Source organism: Emticicia fontis, assembly GCF_054779675.1.
In genome coordinates, this window is sequence record NZ_BAAGXU010000057.1 from 20,830 (window position 1) to 37,976 (window position 17,147).

13 protein-coding genes, 1 pseudogene and 1 riboswitch are annotated in these 17,147 nt (G+C 37.4%); of the genes and pseudogenes, 8 read left to right on the forward strand and 6 right to left on the reverse strand.

Going from position 1 to position 17,147, the window contains the following annotated elements; genetic code table 11:
* Window positions 1-27: 27 nt before the first annotated feature.
* From ACYVFA_RS23550 to ACYVFA_RS23560, 3 genes are all read right to left on the reverse strand, one after another.
* Window positions 28-1,656 (reverse strand): gliding motility-associated C-terminal domain-containing protein, encoded by a 1,629-nt coding sequence (locus tag ACYVFA_RS23550; RefSeq protein WP_460474321.1) that lies wholly within the window; start codon window positions 1,654-1,656, stop codon window positions 28-30.
* A 279-nt stretch (window positions 1,657-1,935) separates the two neighbouring features.
* The gene (locus ACYVFA_RS23555) at window positions 1,936-2,760 is read right to left on the reverse strand and encodes an anti-sigma factor (protein WP_460474322.1); all 825 of its coding nucleotides are present in this window, start codon (window positions 2,758-2,760) and stop codon (window positions 1,936-1,938) included.
* 79 nt (window positions 2,761-2,839) lie between these two features.
* Window positions 2,840-3,418, reverse strand: a complete 579-nt coding sequence (locus ACYVFA_RS23560; RefSeq protein WP_460474323.1) for an RNA polymerase sigma factor — start codon at window positions 3,416-3,418, stop codon at window positions 2,840-2,842.
* A gap of 271 nt (window positions 3,419-3,689) precedes the next feature.
* Here ACYVFA_RS23560 and ACYVFA_RS23565 point away from each other — a divergent pair, with 271 nt between their 5' ends.
* The 6 genes and pseudogenes from ACYVFA_RS23565 to ACYVFA_RS23590 all read left to right on the forward strand — a co-directional run.
* On the forward strand, window positions 3,690-4,736 hold the full coding sequence (locus ACYVFA_RS23565; RefSeq protein WP_460474324.1) for an agmatine deiminase family protein: 1,047 nt from the start codon (window positions 3,690-3,692) through the stop codon (window positions 4,734-4,736).
* Between the two features lie 11 nt (window positions 4,737-4,747).
* Window positions 4,748-5,101, forward strand: a complete 354-nt coding sequence (locus tag ACYVFA_RS23570) for a n-acetylglutamate synthase (RefSeq protein ID WP_460474325.1) — start codon at window positions 4,748-4,750, stop codon at window positions 5,099-5,101.
* Between the two features lie 173 nt (window positions 5,102-5,274).
* A complete protein-coding gene (locus ACYVFA_RS23575; RefSeq protein ID WP_460474326.1) occupies window positions 5,275-7,641 on the forward strand; it encodes a peptidylprolyl isomerase in 2,367 nt (788 codons plus the stop codon).
* Between the two features lie 32 nt (window positions 7,642-7,673).
* Complete coding sequence (locus ACYVFA_RS23580; RefSeq protein ID WP_460474327.1) at window positions 7,674-9,014, forward strand: peptidylprolyl isomerase; 1,341 nt, start codon at window positions 7,674-7,676, stop codon at window positions 9,012-9,014.
* Between the two features lie 41 nt (window positions 9,015-9,055).
* Entirely contained in the window at window positions 9,056-10,027 is a 972-nt protein-coding gene (locus tag ACYVFA_RS23585) for an AAA family ATPase (RefSeq protein WP_460474328.1), read from the forward strand.
* Window positions 10,028-10,125: 98 nt separating this feature from the next.
* Window positions 10,126-10,305 (forward strand): annotated as a pseudogene (locus ACYVFA_RS23590) (hypothetical protein); the annotation flags it as partial.
* A gap of 91 nt (window positions 10,306-10,396) precedes the next feature.
* Here ACYVFA_RS23590 and ACYVFA_RS23595 read toward each other — a convergent pair.
* The 3 genes from ACYVFA_RS23595 to ACYVFA_RS23605 form a co-directional block, all read right to left on the reverse strand.
* Complete coding sequence (locus tag ACYVFA_RS23595; RefSeq protein ID WP_460474329.1) at window positions 10,397-10,678, reverse strand: hypothetical protein; 282 nt, start codon at window positions 10,676-10,678, stop codon at window positions 10,397-10,399.
* Window positions 10,679-10,829: 151 nt separating this feature from the next.
* On the reverse strand, window positions 10,830-11,588 hold the full coding sequence (locus tag ACYVFA_RS23600) for a GLPGLI family protein (RefSeq protein WP_460474330.1): 759 nt from the start codon (window positions 11,586-11,588) through the stop codon (window positions 10,830-10,832).
* Window positions 11,589-11,619: 31 nt separating this feature from the next.
* Window positions 11,620-14,439, reverse strand: coding sequence for an outer membrane beta-barrel protein (locus ACYVFA_RS23605; RefSeq protein ID WP_460474331.1), 2,820 nt, complete (start codon window positions 14,437-14,439; stop codon window positions 11,620-11,622).
* A 342-nt stretch (window positions 14,440-14,781) separates the two neighbouring features.
* Between ACYVFA_RS23605 and ACYVFA_RS23610 the strand changes: the two genes are divergently transcribed.
* Together ACYVFA_RS23610 and metK are read left to right on the forward strand one after the other, a co-directional pair.
* Window positions 14,782-15,303: a C40 family peptidase gene (locus tag ACYVFA_RS23610; RefSeq protein WP_460474332.1), complete on the forward strand. Its 522-nt coding sequence runs from the start codon at window positions 14,782-14,784 to the stop codon at window positions 15,301-15,303.
* A gap of 272 nt (window positions 15,304-15,575) precedes the next feature.
* Window positions 15,576-15,691, forward strand: a riboswitch (SAM-I-IV-variant riboswitch).
* A gap of 64 nt (window positions 15,692-15,755) precedes the next feature.
* The gene (gene metK, locus ACYVFA_RS23615) at window positions 15,756-17,048 is read left to right on the forward strand and encodes a methionine adenosyltransferase (protein WP_460474333.1); all 1,293 of its coding nucleotides are present in this window, start codon (window positions 15,756-15,758) and stop codon (window positions 17,046-17,048) included.
* Window positions 17,049-17,147 lie beyond the last annotated feature (99 nt).

The window sequence follows — 17,147 nt, forward strand, 5'->3', positions numbered from 1 at the left end:
TTAGGTATACCTCAAAAGGACAAGAGCTTAATTGTTTTGCAATAAAATAGTGCCAGTATATTCTGATATTTTATTGGTTATAATATTCTGATACTTGAGGATATATACATATAATCCGGTAGGGCATTTTTCGCCAATATATTTCCCGTTCCATTGTGGGTCTGTACTTGTGTCAGAGTAAATGATATTACCCCAACGGTTATAAATATCTAAACTTAATAGTTTAGCATTAGTGATAAATACTTTAAATGTGTCATTAATATTATCGTTATTAGGTGTGAAAATATCCGGTGCAAAGATTTCTTCATTGCACGCCTCAAGCACTGTAATTGTTCTGGAAGCAGAACAGCCTTCCACAGAAGTAGCAGTTATTTTATAGGTACCTGTCTGATTAACTGTTAATGTTGAATTATCCGAATTATTCGGAGTCCAATGATATTTTAAGCCGCTATCAACTGTTCCTGATTGTAAAACCAGTGATGAACTATTTAAGCAAACAATTTCGTCAGGCTTTATAGCAGGAGGTTTTATACTTACAACCGTAATAGAAGTACTAGTCGAGCACGTACCATTCTCTATAATTAACTTATAATTCCCAGGTTTTTGTACTGAAATATTAGGAGTGAATTCTCCGGTGGACCATTTATAGTTAACCGAAACGTTGTTTGGTGTTAATTGAGAATAAATATCAACCGGCTCCTGTAGGCACATTTGTTTATTTGTGGTTAACTTAACTTGAGGTAGTTGTGTAACAGTTAGATTTACCACTCTTATACTGTCACAACCTTCGGGCGTTTTCCATGTATCGGTGTATTTGCCAGTTGTCTGATGACCCTGATAAGACTCACCTTTACAAATGGTTTTATCTTCAGACATTGTTGTTTTATACCCTATTTTAATACTTTTGAGCGCTATTGATTTACAACCATTTCTATCAGTTGCTGTAACGGTGTAGGCTCCGCTTTTTTCAAAAGTATTTGTAGCACTGGTTGGATTTTTTCCTCCATTCCAATCATATTTAACCCCTCCTGAAGCAGTTAACGTCACTTGCTCACAGCCTTTTGTGTCACCTGAAATCGTTACGGGAAAAATAGGCGGTTGGAGCCCCCAATTAATATTGGTATACTCTTCCGGGGTATTAGAATAGATAGTTAAACAGGTGAAAGTGCCAGGAAATAGCAATATAGCATAGCCTTCATATCCCGAAATGGATGTGTTACTTAAATATGTCATCCCTCCACCATCATAGAGGGTGGAATAAGGGTCAGAAAAACTAAGAATAACTTTTGTATTATTTAAAATTCCTCCGAGTGATGATATTAGAAGCACTGGGTTTGTAACAGGTTCTGAAAAACACATCGTTGTTTTTCCGCCGGTTCCGGCAGCCCAATTGGTTCTTGGAGTAGTAGAATTAGGAATGAAACTGTATCCTGCAAAACGACTAAATTCAGTAAAACCATAGATAACACTTGTGAAAGTAAAAGTATAATTTGCCGACATGGTAACTTTCACTGTTTTGCCATCAACCAGAATAGTGCCGGTAGCACTGTTGCCACTAAAATTACTCCAAGAAGCCCAAGAGTATTTTTGTGTGCATTGTGAAAAGGCATGATAAGTTTTTAGACAAAGCATAGAAATAATTGTAAAGTATTTCAAGAGTTTATTTAGAACTAGCATATCTATAATATTTCAAAAATTAGTTTGACCGAGTGGCTGAGGTAGTTCTCCAAGGCTTATTACACAGCAAGCGCCTTAGATTATTCAAATTTAAGAAACTAAGAGTAAATTAAATAAATAACTTATTTATTGGTTGGATTTTTATCGTTTTTTCTAGAAAGCTAAACTTTTAAAACATTAACTCGAATAAAAACCAAAAAAAGCCAGACTTTGGTCTGGCTTTTTTTAGGATATGTAGGTTTTTAAAAGGGTAAAGCTTTATATACCTAACACAAATATATCTGATGTTGGAGTGGCACTTCCGCCTTTCTTCTCGAGCGTTACGGCAAAGGCTTTTGGCAGAGGTACTTTTTTCAATTGCTGAGTATTATTGATAATATCAAATACGCCAGCATCCAGAGGTTTATCATCTACAATGGCCCATAGCTGATACTGCATTCCTGCAGGAGGAGCAGGCAGATTCGGACGAACAAGATACACTGTATTGGTTTTTGTATCTAACGCAAGCATAACTGTTGAGTTCGGCGATACTTTTTGTCCCATCAGTTTGAATGTCTTCACTGCTGGACTCATTAAAAAATTCACCTCACTTGGTTTCATCATACCTTCATTATTCTTAACTTGTTTCTGCAACTGAATATTTTCGTTGATGGCTGCTGTTAAATTCTCTTTACTTGAATTCCAGCGTGTCAATACGTAAATATTCGCTAAAACACTACCTAACAACGCTAAGGAGGCCGCAATTCTGATATAGCTACTAAAAAATCCGCTTGGTTTTACAAGCATTGGTTCTACCTCTTGCCCATTATTGAAATCTATGAATTTTGTTTCTTTTACCGCAGTGTCTGTGTTAATTGTGTCAGCAACAAGTGTATTCCAGATTTGATTTTTTAAATGAACCGGAGGTTCTTCAGCATGATCAAAGGCATAGCTTTCAAGGGCGTCTTCGATGGCTCGAAGTTCCGCCTTTACTTCAGGATATTTTACAGCCATTTGCTCTACGTCGACTGTCTCCTGCGGAGTAGCCGAGCCAAGCACGTAGCTTTCTAAAATACCGGACGCTATGTATGAATGAATATCCATTTTAATTTACCGCTTGAATAATTGATTAATGTTTAAGGTCAAAGTATCAAGCATATATTTTTTAGTTTTCTGGGTTTATCTAAAAAAAGTTCATCAACAACAGTAATAATGTCTGAAGCAAAGTGCGCAAGGTGCTTACCGCCGCTTTGATTCTTGTTTTAACTGTACCAAGAGGTATTCCATATTCTTCGGCAACCTCCGCCTGGGTGTAGCCCTTGTAATAAACTAAATTTATTAATTGTTTGTATTCTGGTTTTAGTTTATCAACTACTTTCTGTAGCCCTATCCCATCCACTTCCTGTTCTGTCTGGTATTCGTTATCAATCTGATAGACTATCTTGTCTTCCATAGACACATTTTGAGAAGTATCTCTGAAATCTACTGACCGGACTTTGTCTATTGCCAGATTACGGGCAATATTCATCATCCATGTAAAAATGCTTCCTTTGGAAGAATCATAATTACCTATATTCTTCCAGATTTTTAAAAATGTGTCTTGAAGTAAATCATTAGCATCATCCTGCGACTGCACAATCTTATTCAATACGCCATATAAGGCGCTAGAATAATTATTATACAGAATAGTGTAGCCTCGCTCGTCTTTGTTTCTCAACAAAGCCACTAATTCTTCTTCTGATATGCTAATGCGACGTGCCAAACGATCTGTGTTTTCGGGCCTAAATTAGTAAGTTTTTCCAAAGATGTTATTTATCTCACATTTTTCCAAAAAAAACTTAAAAAACAATGCATTTTAATCAGATTTCCCGGAGGTTAATTTAAGCTCAAACTTTTTATCTTTTGCACTTCTGATTGTATTTACGGAATATCCTGAATTTTGGATTTATTTTATTAAATAATAGCCTTACCTTTGCCATTATTTAGATTTTTCTAATAAAACAGACCGATTAAAAACCAAAATAAATTTATTAGTGGCTACAACACCCAAACAACAAGGCTTTTTCTTCCCTGCTGAATGGCATCCACATCGTGCGACATGGTTAAGTTTTCCGCAGAGTTCTGATTCGTGGGATTATGGAGATCGTCTGGAACGTATCTATCCATCTTATATGGCTTTTATTAAAGCTATTGCTGAAAGCGAAAAAGTTTGTATTAATGCAACAGATGAGCAACAAAAAGCGCTTATTATACAATTACTTGAAAAATACGATATAGACCAGAATCAGATAGAGATACCCATCCATGCTACCAACGATTCGTGGTGCAGAGACCATGGTCCGGCATTTTTGATAAATCCTGAAACCAAAGAGCGAATGATTGTGGAATGGGGCTATAACGCCTGGGGAGGAAAATATCCGCCTTATGGAGATGATGATCAGATACCTGTAAAAATTGCCAATTATTTAGGCTTGCTTTATGTAGTTCCGGGTATTATTATGGAAGGTGGCTCGGTAGAATTTAATGGCAAAGGTACGGTGATGACCAGCAAATCATGTTTGTTAAACCCAAACAGAAACCCACATCTGAACCAATCGCAAATTGAACAATATCTGCATGATTATTATGGTGTTGATCAGGTATTATGGGTAACAGATGGAATAGTAGGAGATGATACAGACGGACATATTGATGATACTACCCGTTTTGTAAATGAGGATACAGTATTGACTGTAATAGAGCATGATAAAACGGATGATAACTATCATCCGTTGAAGCAGAATCTGGAAGATTTAACCAAAATGCGTTTACTCAATGGCAAGCAATTAACTATTAAAGAATTGCCTATGCCTAAGGCAGTATACGATAGTGATATTCGCCTGCCGGCTTCTTATGCCAATTTCCTGATTACAAACGGAGCAGTGATAGTGCCGACGTATCGTTGTGATAAAGATGACACAGCGCTGAATATTATTCAGGGATGCTTCCCGGACAGGAAAATTATCGGCATTGATGCGACTGAAATTATCTGGGGACTTGGAAGTTTTCATTGTTTATCGCAACAAGAACCCCTTGTTTGAGGTTATTAAAAATGTTAAATTATCATAAAAAAATATTTGGGTCGCTTAGCAACACAGTCAATGGCGAAGTAGGGGACGAGACCATGTTTCACTATTCACAAGCAGGCGATATTGTCTGGGCAGAATATGCCGGTGGAGCCATTGTAAAAGGCTTTCTAATTGCTAAAATAGTGGAAAACAACGCTTTGGATATGCGATATGAGCATATTAACAAAGCAGGAGAGTTAATGACAGGGAAGTGCTATTCTACTCCGGAAGTATTGCCTGACGGGCGTATACGTCTGTATGAAAAATGGCAATGGACGAGCGGAGATATGTCTGAAGGGGAGTCAATTGTGGAAGAAATAATCAGCAAAACTTCGTAAAAAGCAGATTTTTCTGTTATTTTTGATTCTTCGTTTTTTTGATGCCCGAAAAACAACGGTTTTCGGCACATTGATAACCCAAACAAAATTAATATTCATCACAATAATTTTTAAACGCATAGAGTTTAATTATTGTATAAAAATGGTATTACCATTCCGATGATTGAAATGTTATGAAGCGATTTTACAAGGTATATCCATATATATTATTACTCTTTTCACAGTTATCTTGCCAGGTTTTAAAGAAACCTTCTGCCTCTGATAAAGGAACAACGGTAAGCGCTGTACCAACTGCTGCACCTGCTGTGAATCAGGCAGCTCCTATAAGTGCCGAACCGATTGGCCTGACAATAGGAACAACTGAAGTGAAGGTGGCGGATCTGAAGCAAGAGGTAGAGAAACTGATGAATGATACGCTATCGGCTGAGAAAGCCCTGGAGCAGGTGATTCAGGATCAGAGAATAGTGGCTGATGCTAAAAAGAGAGGATACGATAATTCGGAAGAGTATAAAGAAGAACTGCAAACCTACCAGAGTATTTTAGCAGAGGCTTACCTGACAGATAGTACTACTATCAAATATTTGCTGAAAGAAACCTACGATTGGATGCTGCAAGAAGTGAGGGCTTCGCACATCATGTATCAGATCTCTGAATTTGCCAACCCTGCTGATACTGCCGCTATTTATAATAAGTTAATTGATATTCGTAGAAGAGCGATAGAGGGAGAAGATTTCGGGGTATTGGCGCAGCAATTTTCACAGGATAAAAAGACTAGTAGTAAAGGAGGAGAATTGGGCTGGTTTAGTGCTTTACAGTTAGTTTATCCTCTGGAGAAAGCTGCTTTCAATGTAGCAGTCGGTCAGGTTTCTATGCCTGTCAGAACAAAGGCAGGTTACCATTTGGTAAAAGTATTGGAACGCCGCCCGAATAGTGGCAAAGTTTGGGTACAACATATTTTGAAAGCAGTTCCACCAGGTACGAATGACTCATTAAGCAGGGCAAAATCTCAGATAGATTCTCTTTACACAGCCTTAACCAAAGGAACTAAGTTTGAAACTTTATGTGAAAAGTATTCCGACGATTATAAAACCAGAAATAATCAGGGCTATCTGCCAGTATTTGGTATAGGTACACGAGAAGAAACAGCATTTGAACAAGCTGCTTTTGCTTTAAAAGTGGGTGATTTTTCTAAACCTGTTCGTACTTCGGCTGGTTGGCACATTATCAGATTAGCCAAGAAAATCCCATTGGAGTCTTATGAGAAGCTACTGCCTAAATTAAAGGAAAAAGTAGTAACCGATTCAAGAGGCGATTTAGTGAGAGAAAATGCGCTTAGCCGCATGAAAAAGGATATGCAGTTTGTAGAGTATCCTGATATTGTGAAAAGAGCGGTAGAATCTGCTGATACGAATTTAACCAAGAAGAAATGGGGATATGCCTTAAATGGCCCGATTACCAATAGCACGATATTTTCGGTTGGTAAAAACGAAGTTAAAGTTAAAGCCTTTTTTGACTACGTCATGGAAAGGCAGTTGGTTGAAAGAGTGCCTACAGGATATTCGGCCTTAATCTGGATGCGTAGTTTCTATAAGCGATTTGTTGATAAAAATGTAAAAGAATATGCTGAGGCTCATCTGACAGAAATAAATCCGGATTTTAGATTGTTGATGAATGAATATTCGACCAGTTTTTTGAAACTGCAATTAATGAATGATCTGGTTTATGAAAAGTCGGTAGGGGACACTTTAGGACAAAGAGCGTACTATGAAAAAAATAAAGGCAATTATCGGATGCCCGAAAGAGTTTTTGGAAGTCTGGTAGTAGCGAAGGATGCTAAAACTCTAGCACAGGTAAGAGATATTTTCAAGAAAGGAGCACCGTATCCGCTTAATAGTACGATGCGTACGCCTTTGTATTATGATAAGTTTGCAAGCGATTTAACATCCGACCATAAAAAGATTCTGGCAACCTTGCTGGAAATTATGCGTAATAATAAAGGATACATTGTAGAGATTGGAGGTCATGCCGATCAGAGCGAAAATAATACGAACTCAGCAGAAAGAATTGAAAAAGTAAAGGGTTTTTTAATGGCAAATGGTTTACCTATTGAACGAATCATTGAAAACGATTATGCGAAAACCAAACGTGCTGATCGTTTTGACTGGACTAAAAACCAGAGAGTAACCTTTGTATTTTATAGTAATTCGAAGAAAGATGTTGAAAAACGTTTTAACCGTAAAGAGTCTAATAGCGTAACGATTGAAGACGGTTATTTCAAGAAAGGTGATAATAAATACGTAGATGCTTTTAAATGGGAGACAGGTAGCCAGTCGATAAACAAAGACGGGAAAAATATTGAGTTGACGATTGAAAGGGTTGAACCAGCCCGTTATAAAACTTTACGTGAAGCCCGTGGACAGGTATTAGTAGATTACCAGAAACAACTGGAAAAACAATTATTGGATGAACTGGAAGCCAAATATCCGGTTAAAGTCAACAAAGAAGAATTAGATAAAGCATTAGGGGCTAGAAAACAATAAATTTGCAAAAGAACCAAGCACGAACCAATTATATGTTAAAGAAGTTAATTTTATTCATTTGTCTGCCAATATTAGCATTCTCTCAAGATGCTCCTAAACCTATCAATATTGACAGAATCATCGCCAAAGTAGATAACTATATTGTGCTTCGTTCTGAAGTAGAACAGTGGCATCTGCGTTCTGCACAGCAGCAACAACCTGTTAGTAAATGTCAGGCATTAGAGAGTTTAGTAGTGAATAAATTATTGGTAGCCAAAGCTGAAATAGACTCAGTGCTTGTAGAAGATAAAACGGTAGATGAACAATTGACAGCCCGTATGCAGCAGATGGTGCAACTCTATGGAAATGAAAAGAATATCATAGACCAGTTTGGTAAGTCTCTGGAAACACTGAAAAGCGAGGTGCGTTCGCAGGTAAAAGAGCAGCTAACTGCGCAGAAAATGCAGGGTGAGATTACCAAAAACCTGAAAGTGACTCCAAATGAGGTAAAGAAATTTTTCAATCAGATTCCTAAAGATAGTATACCTGAAATTCCTACCGAAGTACAGATTGGTCATATTGTGCGTTATGCCAAAGTTACAAAGGCCCAGAAAGATGAATTATCAGAGCGTTTGCTTGATTATAAAAAACGCATTTTGGCTGGAGAGAAATTTGAAGATTTAGCCAAAGAATATTCAGAAGACCCGGGTTCTCGTCAATATGGTGGAGATTTAGGCTGGTCGAAAAGAGGGCAGATGGTGCCACAATTCGAAGCGGCTGCCATGAAACTGAAACCTAATGAAATGACCGATGTAGTAGAATCTGATTTCGGGCTTCACCTGATTCAGACATTGGAGATTCGTGGACAGGAGTATCATGCAAGGCATATTCTTTTACGTCCTGATTATAACCGTTTGGATTTGGCTGAACCTACGAGATTTTTAGATAGTTTGCGTAAAGAAATTGTAAAAGACAGTATTAAATTTGAAAAAGCTGCCAAGGATTTTTCGGATGATAAACAAACTCAGGATGCCGGTGGAATGATTTCTGACCCTCAGACTGGTGCTTCTAAATTGCCATTAGACCAATCAATGGACCCTACGCTTTACTTCACTATTGATAGTATGAAAGTTGGCACGATTACTGTACCCATGGCTTATAGAAGCGAAGACGGTAAAACAGGCGCCAGAATCATCTATTACAAGACTAAATATGCGCCGCACATAGCCAATCTGAAAGATGATTATGAGAAGATAAAAGACTTTGCGATGATGGAAAAAAGAAGCAAAGAGATAGAAAAATGGTTTAAAAAAGCAGTAGCGGATGTTTATATAAAAATTGACCCTGAGTTTGAATCCTGTAATATTTTCGGGCAGATACGAACCGATAATTAGCCGTGATTCGACTATAAATAATTCACCCATACCATACATTAATGAGCAAAGTTCAATTTAATTCAGACGTAGAAGCAGCAGATGCCCTTAAAGTTGCCTATAACAATTTAAGAAATGAAATCGGACAAGTAATCGTTGGGCAAGATGATACGGTTCGTTTATTATTAACAGCTATTTTTACCCAAGGTCACTGTCTTTTAGTAGGGGTACCTGGTTTGGCAAAAACGCTCTTGATTCAAACAATTGCTTCGGCGCTGGATTTGGACTTTAATCGTATTCAGTTTACACCTGACTTGATGCCTTCTGATATTCTGGGTTCTGAAACGCTGGATAATGAGCGTAATTTTAGATTTATCAAGGGCCCTGTATTTGCTAATATCATTCTTGCCGATGAGATTAACCGTACGCCTCCTAAAACACAATCAGCGCTTTTAGAGGCCATGCAGGAATACGCGGTAACAGTAGCAGGGCAAAAACATAACATCGGTCGCCCATTCTTTGTATTGGCAACGCAAAACCCAATAGAACAGGAAGGTACCTATCCATTACCAGAAGCCCAGCTTGACCGCTTTATGTTTATGGTGAATCTGGATTATCCTTCTTATAAACAAGAGTTGGATATTGTAAAAAATACAACGTCTGATGCTAAAAAGACTGTAAACAAGGTATTGACAGGTGAGGAGATTCTGTATTTTCAGCATTTAGTGCGCCGTGTTCCGGTAGCTGATAATGTGGTAGAGTATGCTGTAAGTCTGGTCCATAAAACTCGCCCAAATACAGAAATGGCTTCGGTAGATACCAATAAATATTTAGAGTGGGGGGCAGGTCCTCGTGCTTCTCAGAACCTCATTTTAGGCGCTAAATGTAATGCCTTAATTAATGGTAAATACTCACCAGATATTGAAGATGTAAAAGCAGTAGCCGTGCCTGTATTACGCCACCGTGTAGTAAGAAACTTTAAAGCAGAAGCTGAACACGTTTCGGTAGAAGAGATTATCAAGCGAATGCTCTAAGATATATTAGATTATCAATGCTAAGGAGATGTTGTTTATAGCATCTCCTTTTTTGTTTTATACGTGTCACCATATAGGCATCTAAACATATGAATATGCCCATTGCTTACTATTTACTAAACAATTGGTTGCAGAAATATGAATATCATACCACTATTTCCTTATGGATTTTTTTGTCGGCAGGTACAGGGGCATTAATAGTGACTTTATTGACAGTCAGTTTCCAGAGTATAAAATCAGCCTTAGTGAACCCGGTTCGTTCACTTCGTTCTGAATAATAATTGTTAGGGGCTAAGAGGGTTTTGCGTGTAAAAATTAAAGCCTGCTGAATACAAAGATTTATATTCAACAGGCTTTGCTATAGTAGGATTAATTTTCGCTCTTGTGAGTTTTAGTGCTTCTATTGCTTGATGTATCATCCTGTGTGCTGGTTGCATCAGTCGATTGATAGTTATCTCCCAGACTTGTGATATTTTCTTGCGCTTCATGGGTATCGCCCTGGCGTTGTCCTTTGTTCCAGTGCTCTTGTCCCTGCTGAGTTGGACTGCCGCTGCTTTGTTGGCCTTGTTGAGGGATATTTCTATTCCCACCTTGTTGTGTCGAAGAATTTTTATCTTCGCCTTCTCTTTGTGTGTCTTTTTGATTTTGCATGATCTTAATGAGTTTAAATTTTTACTCTTTAATCAAAAAAGACAAAAAATTATGCCAGCAAAATTTAGTATAGTTTTTTGCTAAGCTGAAAAAAATACCTGTGCCACTTTATAAGCATAGCACAGGTATAGTTATTGATAAATCAAGATTTCTAATACCTGATTGCCCAATAAGGATTCCGATAAGATTTTATACTGTCTTTAATGTGTTTCACAATCAGTTGATCATAGTCGGCATCTTTAATTTTCTTGCCTTTTAGCTTTGGAAGAGCCAGTTCCTTATTTTCAAGCTTTTTGAACTCAACTTTTGTGGCTGTAATTATTACGTCACCATCATTGATTTCTAGTTCCAGAATCATACCCGGAAGGCCATAATATCTTTCAGGACCTGCTGGAACCGGAATGTCTCCCGTAAACCAAGCAGTTATTTTCTGATGTTTAACTGTATCTTCCGTAACGGCTTTCATACATATATATCCAGCCACATCTTTAATCTGATTCAATACTTTCCAACTTGGCGCGCGCAAAGAATCATCTATGATATAGGTTTTGCCCAACATCTCAATTATCTCTGTTTTCTTTTCTTTTTCAAAGTTTCGGTAAATGAAATAGTCTTCTGTCCGTGAAGACCACCCATATTCACTGGCTTCTTCCAGATGAGTCAGAAGGCTCTCGTTAGCATTGAAATACATCTTTGTCTTACTTTTCCATCCCTCATCGTTTTTACCCCAGGTTTGTTTTACACGGTCTTTTTCTTCGTTGGATAAATAGGTTAATTGACCAATAATTTTCGACCAGACCTCTTGGCGTTCATAAATTACCATACCTTCAGTTTTTTGTGCAAAACCGAGTCGGGGAGTAAAGAACGTCAATAGGAGCAATCCTAATACGTATTTTGATATAGCTTTCATTTGTATGTGTTTTTACAGTTTAAATATGTTCTTAGTACCAGCCCTGACGACGCATTTTAGCACTTACGCCTCTCATGTTGTAAGTAAAGCTTAACATAAAGTATCTCGAAAGTGTTTGGGTCTGTTCTGTTGAAACGAAGTTCTGATACGCATATTGGTTAATACCGATGTTTTTCTTCAATAAATCGTAAGCAGATAAACGAAGCTCGGCTTTTTTAGCTTTACCCAATATTTTATAAACCGAAGCATATAAAATCGGGATATGTTGGTTGAAGCCAAAACGCTCGTTTTTAGAGATTCTATAATTAAGATTTGAACTGAAATAGATACCTGCTGGCATAGCAATGTTCATTTCGGCGCCTAAATTATGATTCAATATCTGCTGATTTTGTGTAGTATTGATCGAGTATTTGGTATTAGTAAAACCAAAGTTACCATTGGCATAGAATGTGAATTTATCGCTTGGTGTCAAATCAAGGCGGAAACCAAAGTTATAGTTATAATTATTGGTAGTGTTCAATACATTATTAATGTAAATCAGGTTTTTAGAGATATTCGCTCCTCCGTTCAGGTTTAAAGTACTTTTGGTCTTCTTAAGCGGGAAACCAAAACCTAAGTAAGAACCCATATTTTGTCCACCTGAAATATTGGTAGGTTTCGCAGTGGTCACTAATGTGATAGGGTCAACGGTCTGATTATAAATTACCTGATTAAGATTATAACTATAATTTAAATTGAAGAACATATTGGTAAAGCTACCTGGGTTAAACATATTATAACCAACATAGGCTCTATGAGTACTCATGGGTAACAAATTCGGGTTACCTACACGAATATATAATGTATTGCTATTGTCAATAATCGGTTGTAAATCTTTGATAGCAGGCTCGCCAACTTCTTTTGAGTAATCAGCCCAGATGTATCTGTTGTTTTTCAGGTCAATATTGATTGAAGAAGCCGGAATCAAAGCAAATATGTCTCTATTGATTTGTTGCGCATCAGTTGCGTTTTTACTACGGGCAAAATCGGCATTGAAATGGAAATGTTGAGCGGCTAATCCAAATGAGACATTCACTCCTTTATGGTTATAGCGGATATTGGTTCCAAAACGATTATACATGAAATCATTGTTGTAATAATTACTCAATGAGTCAATACGGCTACCGTCTGTGGTCTGTACATTTCTATCTACGGCATCGCGGCGCAAGCTGAAATTATAGAATGTTTCAGAGAAGAATTTTTTAGACAGTGGCTCTACAAAAAGCAAGCTTGATTTAACCAGATTACGAGGGCTATTTGTAAAGTTTATCTGATTGATATTCGCTGGAATTGAGCCAACAGGTGCATCAAATAGTTCGTTAACAGAGTTCTGGCGTGCTTCACCATCTGAAACGTTATAATTATAGGTTAAACTTGCTGCAAAGTTTCTCCCTTTTTTCTTGAATTTATGACGATACAAACCAATCAGGGCAATGGCAGTTGAGTTATACTCATTGAAGTTATTAATAGTAGTCTGATTCGATTTATTGGCACTACCATTTCTGAAAATCTCTTGCAAACTATTAAATTTGGTTGTTCCATCACCTGTTCTACCGTTTCCAATCAAAACAAAAGTATTCAAGGAATCAATTTGTTTTTCGAAACGTAAGCTTACACGGTGGTTACGGCTGATACGGTTCTGATAACTATCTTCAAGTGTTTTAAACGAACTACTGTTAGAAAGGAAACTCTCTCTGGCCGATTTTTTGGAAACTAACTGTTGTGTCTGGCTGAAATAATAGTTTGAGCTAAATTTGGTCTTTTTGGTATCGTAATTATAGTTGGCACCACCGGCATAGTTTTCAGAGAATCCCTGGAAATTACGGCCTCCAACCGGAATACTGATACTTTCTTCTGAATCGTTATCAAAGAAATATCGGACACCACTACTGAAACCAAAATCAGCCTCATCTCCCCAGTTATTAGCCTGGCTGCCTCTGAAATCCTGGAAATCATCGCGTGAGATACCTGTCTGGTTAATATTATTGCCTAAACCTAAAACAGAGAATTGTTGCTTGGAATCAAATCTGTTATAGTTCCCTTTCAGTTCGGCTCTTTCGTTTGTGCCAAGTGCAGCGGTAACTTTACCAAATCCGCCTTTTTTGAAATCATCTTTCAATTCAAGGTTTACCGTTTTCTCTTTTTTTCCATCATCTACACCAGTAGCTTTGGCTTGTTCTGATTTATCATTGAAAATCTGAATTTTCGTGATGGCGTCAGCAGGTAAGTTTTTAGTAGCGGCTTTTGGGTCATTGCCAAAAAAGCTTTTGCCATCAACCGTTACTTTTTTCACATCTTGTCCCTGGGCTTTGATATTCCCATCCTGGTCAATCTGTACACCGGGGAGTTTTCGTAAGAGGTCTTCGACCGAAGAGCCGGGTGGTACTTTAAAAGAGGCCGCATTATACTCAATTGTATCACCTTTGATATTCAAAGGCGCGCGGGCAGTTTTTACTACCACTTCCATTAATTCCCGGGCAATGGGTTTTAATTTCAACTGGCCTAAGTCATTCACCGCTCCATCGACAGGTTTCACATCAGTCTGGAACGGAATGTAACCTACAAATGAGATTTTCAGAATGTAGTTAGCCTTTTTTACATTTTTGAATTCGAATGCACCATTTTCGTCAGTTCTGCCAAAGTTTACTAGAGTAGAATCTTTAGGTTGTAATAGCATCACAGTAGCGAAGGGCATTACTGCATTACCCGAATCGATAGCAATTCCCTTAATGGTAAATTTAGTAGGACTTTGGGCAAATAAAAGGGCAGCTGTATGCATAAGCACAGCTAGTAGAAGTAAGCGCTTTTTCATAAGATGGTTTAGTAATATAAAATCGTTGCGTTATTAACTAATTACTTAGTTAACTATGGTGCGAAGATAAAACTATTTTTATTCTAGAATGTAAATTTTAAGTTTTTTTAACTAAGATTTTTTTTTACGGACTTTTTTACAAAAATTTACATATATTTGATACATCGTATTTCCGCACATTATCTTGAAAATCCTCCGGCTGAGCCCCGCTTTCCTTCTTAATTTTTAAAGAAAATTGTACTTTTTTGTGATTCGTTAACAATAAATTGCCTATTTGCGCCGTTTTTTTGGACTTAGGCATTGTATTTGTCTAATTTTGTAACAGAACCAAATCAATATATAATGTTAAAAAAATATGTATTGGGTTCGTTGTTAGTCGTTTCATCGGTGGTTTCAAAGGCCACTGACCATCCAAAATCCCCTACAACTTCACCGAACGAGGTAACTGATAAAAAGAGTAATTCAAAATTAACCGACGACCTACAACGATTCGCCCGAAAGCTTATTGGCATCCGCTACTCATGGAGCGGTAAAACACTCAAAGGATTTGATTGTTCAGGTTTAGTAAACTACGTATTTGCCAAATTCGGCATGAAGCTGAGTCATCGTAGTACTGACCTTTTCAAAATGGGTCACCAGACTGCGCCCGAAGATGCACTACCCGGAGATTTAATTTTCTTCAAAATTAATTCCAGCAGAAAAGACGAGGTGTCTCATGTAGGCATCGTGTTGGAATCTGATAAGAACGGTCTGAAATTCATTCATTCGGCCTGTAAAACAGGGGTTAGCATCAGTTATTTAAAAGAGCAATATTATGCTTCGCGTTTTGCAGGTATACGTCGCGTAATAGATAGTCTGAAATAAGGTAAATAAGAATTTTACCAAATATCTGTTCTGAAAGTATTTACTTTTCCAAATAAAGAGTTGCTTTGTATCATAGAAAGCAACTCTTTATTTTTTTTAGGACGATTTTATCGCTAATTGCGTAAAGGTAAAAATATCGCTTATATCGATATTTTCAAGATAAATTGTCCAATCTGAAATTTGTTTAGAGATAATTTTAAGTGACATTTTAATTATTTTAGATATATTTTCATTCGAAATTTTGTTTTTGTTTTTCTAAATGTCTTACTTTGTAGAAGTATCAAGAAATTCCCGTTTGCGGAAACCCAACCGAGTAGAAACACTACGGTGGTAAAGAGATGCGGACAACAGGCGTTCAGGTTCTTGTTTGTCAAAAAAGTTTCTTTTTTCCCTTCTGCATAGAGTTTTTTAGCATACACTTTTTGCAAATCATTAAAAACTAAACAAGATTTATGGCGTACCTATTTACTTCCGAATCAGTATCGGAAGGTCACCCAGACAAAGTTGCTGACCAAATCTCTGACGCCCTTATTGATAACTTTCTGGCGTTTGACCCAACTTCTAAAGTTGCTTGCGAAACCCTCGTAACAACAGGTCAGGTGGTTTTGGCAGGTGAAGTAAAAACTAAAACCTACCTTGATGTTCAATCAATTGCCCGCGATGTAATCTCGAAGATTGGTTATACCAAATCTGAGTATATGTTCGAAGCAAACTCTTGCGGTATTTTATCAGCTATTCATGAGCAATCAGACGATATTAACCGTGGTGTTGATCGCACAGCAGATGAGAAAAATTTTGAAGAAAAAGCCGATGCACAAGGTGCTGGCGACCAGGGAATGATGTTTGGTTACGCTACCCGCGAAACCGATAATTATATGCCTTTGGCTTTGGATCTGGCTCATAAAATCTTACAAGAACTTTCAACTATTCGTCGTGAAAACAAACGTATCAAATACCTTCGTCCTGATGCCAAATCACAAGTGACGATTGAATATACAGATGCCAATAAACCTGTTAGAATTGATACAATTGTTGTTTCAACACAACATGATGATTTCGGTTCTGATGAAGAGATGTTGGCTACTATCCGTAGAGATATTATCAACTACGTGATTCCTCGTGTAAAAGCGAAGTTGAAACCATCATTACGCAAATTATTCAACGACCAGATCACTTATTATATTAACCCAACCGGAAAATTCGTAATCGGTGGTCCACACGGTGATACTGGTTTAACAGGACGTAAGATTATCGTTGATACTTATGGTGGTAAAGGTGCACATGGTGGTGGTGCTTTCTCTGGTAAAGATCCATCGAAAGTTGACCGTTCAGCTGCTTATGCTACACGCCATATTGCTAAAAACTTAGTGGCTGCGGGTGTATGTGATGAGGTATTGGTACAAGTATCTTATGCTATTGGCGTAGCAAAACCTTGTGGTATTTTCGTAAACACTTATGGTACTGCTAAAGTAAAAGGTGAAAACGGTAAAAAATTATCAGACGGGGAAATTGCGAAAATCGTAGAACAAGTATTTGATATGCGTCCGTATGCAATTGAGCAACGTTTGAAATTACGTAATCCGATGTACTCTGAAACAGCTGCTTATGGACACATGGGTCGTGAGTCAGAGTGGGTAAGAAAAGTTTTCAAAGGCCCTGAAGGTGAGAAAACAGTTGATGTTGAATTATTTACTTGGGAGAAATTAGATTATCTGGATAAAGTAAAAGAAGGATTCGGAATCTAATTCATTCGTACAATATAGATGAAATAAGGAGAGCCAACGCTTTCCTTATTTTTTTGTTTTATTTTGTATGTATAGAATTTTCAATACATTCTGAAATAT